Annotated in this window: 4 protein-coding genes; 3 read left to right on the top strand and 1 reads right to left on the bottom strand. The window is 46.2% G+C overall.

Annotated elements, in window-relative coordinates; all coding sequences use genetic code 11:
* Positions 1–270 (bottom strand): helix-turn-helix domain-containing protein (locus tag EWV84_RS16340; RefSeq protein ID WP_287078850.1); only part of this gene is annotated, 270 nt, incomplete at its 3' end.
* 91 nt (positions 271–361) lie between these two features.
* On the opposite strand from EWV84_RS16340, the gene EWV84_RS16335 reads away from it, so the two are divergent.
* The 3 genes from EWV84_RS16335 (at position 362) to purM (ending at position 3,517) form a co-directional block, all read left to right on the top strand.
* Complete coding sequence (locus EWV84_RS16335; protein ID WP_287078849.1) at positions 362–1,549, top strand: aspartate aminotransferase; 1,188 nt, start codon at positions 362–364, stop codon at positions 1,547–1,549.
* A gap of 97 nt (positions 1,550–1,646) precedes the next feature.
* Entirely contained in the window at positions 1,647–2,378 is a 732-nt protein-coding gene (gene radC, locus EWV84_RS16330; protein WP_002732646.1) for a RadC family protein, read from the top strand.
* A gap of 104 nt (positions 2,379–2,482) precedes the next feature.
* Positions 2,483–3,517, top strand: a complete 1,035-nt coding sequence (gene purM, locus EWV84_RS16325) for a phosphoribosylformylglycinamidine cyclo-ligase (protein ID WP_287078851.1) — start codon at positions 2,483–2,485, stop codon at positions 3,515–3,517.
* Positions 3,518–3,661 lie beyond the last annotated feature (144 nt).

Below are 3,661 nucleotides of genomic sequence, written 5' to 3'. Positions count from 1 at the left end.
ATTGGTAAAAGCTGTTTGTAAATGTCTTAACCCTTGTTGCAAAGGTACACAGCTTACTTCATTGAGAAAGTCTAATTCTTCTTGCTTTTTCCAATCGGTTAGCATTGAAGAGGTTTCAGTATATCCTACTCTTTCTTGTCTTTCATACCATGCTTGTGTTCGTTCGTGGAGAGCTTTGTTGTAAACCAATCTTACACAGCCCAAAGTGCGCCGCAATAGCGACTCTTGTTCGGGTGTGGGGTAAAATCGGTAAGAATAGGCTTTCTCCATGTCTTACATTCTAGCATATATCGTGTAAATGCGCTAGTATTTAACAGTAAAGCCGTCGTAGAACGACGGGGTTTCAGACCCAAAATTTTCGATGAGTGTAAATTGGACGAATAGCCGCGCCAAGCGATTAAGTGCCTTACCCCCCTACGTTTTCGCCCGTTTGGATGAATTAAAAGCCTTAGCACGCAAAGAAGGACTAGATTTAATCGATTTAGGGATGGGTAATCCCGACGGTTTTGCCCCGCGTCCAGTTATCGAAGCGGCCATTCAAGCTTTTGAAACCCCCCAATTTCACGGTTATCCACCCTTTGAAGGAACCGCCAGTTTCCGAGAAGCGATCGCTAAATGGTATGATCGCAGTTATGGAGTGGAACTCAATCCCGATAACGAAGCTTTACCCCTGCTAGGTTCCAAAGAGGGCCTATCTCACCTCGCCCTAGCTTATGTTAACCCCGGCGATGTGGTCTTGGTTCCCAGTCCCGCCTATCCCGCCCATTTTCGCGGTCCCTTGATTGCTGGGGCGACGCTATACCCGATTATCTTAAAAGCAGAACAGGATTGGCTGATAGATATCGATTCTATCCCCGAAGATGTGGCTAAACAGGCGAAAATCCTCTATTTTAACTATCCCAGTAACCCCACGGCCGCCGTTGCCCCCCGGGAATTTTTTGAAAAAATCGTTGCTTGGGCCCAGCACTATGAGATTATGCTCGTCCATGATCTCTGTTATGCGGAATTAAGTTTTGATGGTTATCAGCCCACCAGTTTATTAGAAATTCCGGGGGCAAAAGAGATTAGTGTGGAATTTCATACCCTCTCGAAAACCTATAATATGGCCGGGTGGCGCGTCGGTTTTGTCGTGGGCAATTCCGATATTATTCAAGGGTTACGCACCCTGAAAACTAATCTCGATTATGGCATCTTTTCCGTCATCCAAAAAGCGGCCGAAACCGCCCTACAACTGCCGGATGAATACGTCAAACAAGTACAGGAAAGATACCGGCAGCGACGAGATTTTTTAATCAAAGGTTTGGGGCAATTAGGTTGGGATATTCCCCCCTCTAGGGCGACAATGTATCTCTGGGTCCCCTGTAGCGTCGGCATGACTTCCACGGATTTCGCCCTCAGCGTCCTGCAAAAAACCGGTGTTGTTGTCACTCCGGGTAATGCTTTTGGAGAGGGAGGGGAAGGTTATGTGCGCGTCAGTTTAATCGCCGATATCCCGCGATTAGGGGAAGCTTTGCAGCGCCTCGAAGATGCGGGAATTCGCTATCAGTAAGGAGAGTTTTTCCCCTTGATTTGCCCGCAAAATCCCTCTAGGCACTGGCTAAAATTGCGATTATGATGGAATTTTATCGCGGTAGCTTGCCACTTCCATGACCTACAGCTTAAGAATTGCCGATATTCCTGTCAGTGAAAGACCAAGGGAACGTTTAATCAGCGTCGGGGCGAAAAACCTCAGTAACGCCGAATTATTAGCGATTTTACTAGCTACAGGTCAAGGTAAGGGGAAACTCTCGGCGGTGGGTTTAGGACAGCATATTCTCAACGAATTGAGTAAATATCGCCGGGATCCTTTGGATGTTTTGAGGGATATTCAGCCCCAGGAATTAACCGCTATTCATGGCATTGGACCGGCTAAGGCCACTACTATTCTAGCGGCGATCGAATTGGGAAAACGAGCTTTTCAACGACGACCGACGGAAAAAATGGTCATCGATAGTCCCGATACCGCTGCCGCTATCCTTGGACACGAACTAATGTATCAGTCTCAGGAACGTTTCGCCGTTATTTTACTCGATGTCAAAAATCAGTTAATCGCACTAAAAGTGATTACTATCGGCACAGCCACGGAAACACTGGTACATCCGCGAGAAATCTTTCGAGAAGTAGTGAAACAATCAGCTACTAAGTTAATTATCGCCCATAATCACCCCACCGGGTCACTTGTGCCTAGTCAAGACGATATTTTACTCACAGAACAATTATTACAGGGGGCTACCTATCTAGCCATTCCTCTCCTAGATCATTTGATCCTCGGTAATGGCAACTTCCAAAGTCTTCGCCAAATCACAGATCTTTGGGAAAAATATCCCCAAGAAGATTAGACCCCTTGTAACAATCAAAAATTGTGGTTAGGTTTAGCTGGAAAAGGGAGCGAGTGCGCTCGAAATCCGGGTAAAATTTGAGAGATACAATCGGTCAATTGGGCATGGATTATAAAGAAGCGGGCGTGGATGTGGAAGCGGGACGCGCTTTCGTCGAGAAAATTCGCCAAAATGTGGAAAGTACCTTCCGTCCCGAAGTTATCGGCGGTTTAGGCGGTTTTGGCGGCTATTTTCAGTTACCTTCCGGTTATCAGCAACCGGTGTTAGTATCGGGAACTGATGGCGTAGGAACCAAGTTGAAAATTGCCCATAGTCTCAATCGCCATGATACGGTGGGAATTGACCTCGTGGCTATGTGCGTCAACGATGTCTTAACCTCCGGGGCTGAACCTTTATTTTTCTTAGATTATCTCGCCACCGGTAAACTGGAAGCGTCACAGTTAGCGGCGGTGGTATCGGGAATCGCTAGTGCCTGTCGTGATAGTGGTTGTACTCTTTTGGGAGGGGAAACGGCGGAGATGCCGGGGTTTTATTCGGCAGGAGAGTACGATTTAGCGGGTTTTTGCGTCGGTATTGTCGAAAAAAGTCAATTACTCGACGGCGGTAAGGTGCAAATCGGCGATGTGGCTATCGGTTTAGCCAGTAGTGGGGTTCACAGTAACGGTTTTAGTCTTGTTCGCAAGATTATCGACACCCAGGGCTTAAATTGGCAAGATTGCCCCGAAATTTTGACCGGCTCTAGCTTAGGTGAAGTTTTGTTAACTCCCACTAGACTTTATGTCAAACCTGTGCTAGAACTTCTGCGCTCTGGGTTAGATATTCACGCCATGGCCCACATTACTGGGGGTGGCATCCCGGAAAATTTGCCCCGCTGCTTAGGTAAAGGGCATTCCGTGCAGATTTATCCCGAAAGTTGGCCAGTTTTGCCGATTTTTCGCTGGTTAGCCCAGATGGGATCGGTTAATTCCGAAGCCATGTTTAATACTTTTAATATGGGTATCGGTTTTGTGATCATTGTCCCATCAGATCTGGCTCGATCGACTATTAATCAACTACAATCCTCTGGGATTAATGCCTACCAAATCGGTGAAGTAATTGCCGGTAAGGGGGAAATTGTTGGGCTTGATTATATCAACTAAAAAAACTTTTTGCCGCAAACCCTAGTTAGGGTTTGCGGCAAAAAGTTATTGAAAAGTACAGGTCTCTTAATCAATGATTTCACTTAGCTACAAGCATAAGCTTTAGTTGTTGATTAGTTTCTAAGTCATAACTTATTGTCATCA

It is taken from the genome of Microcystis sp. M_QC_C_20170808_M3Col (assembly GCF_007095505.1).
GTDB lineage: Bacteria > Cyanobacteriota > Cyanobacteriia > Cyanobacteriales > Microcystaceae > Microcystis.
The sequence above is the reverse complement of the archived record's forward strand: the minus strand, read 5'-3'. Positions and strand labels throughout refer to the sequence as shown.

What these genes read in the sequence shown, in the direction of transcription:
- EWV84_RS16335 (WP_287078849.1), top strand. Translation starts at nt 362, where the DNA reads ATGAGTGTAAATTGGACGAATAGCCGCGCCAAGCGATTAAGTGCCTTA.
- radC (WP_002732646.1), top strand. Translation starts at nt 1,647, where the DNA reads ATGACCTACAGCTTAAGAATTGCCGATATTCCTGTCAGTGAAAGACCA.
- purM (WP_287078851.1), top strand. Translation starts at nt 2,483, where the DNA reads ATGGATTATAAAGAAGCGGGCGTGGATGTGGAAGCGGGACGCGCTTTC.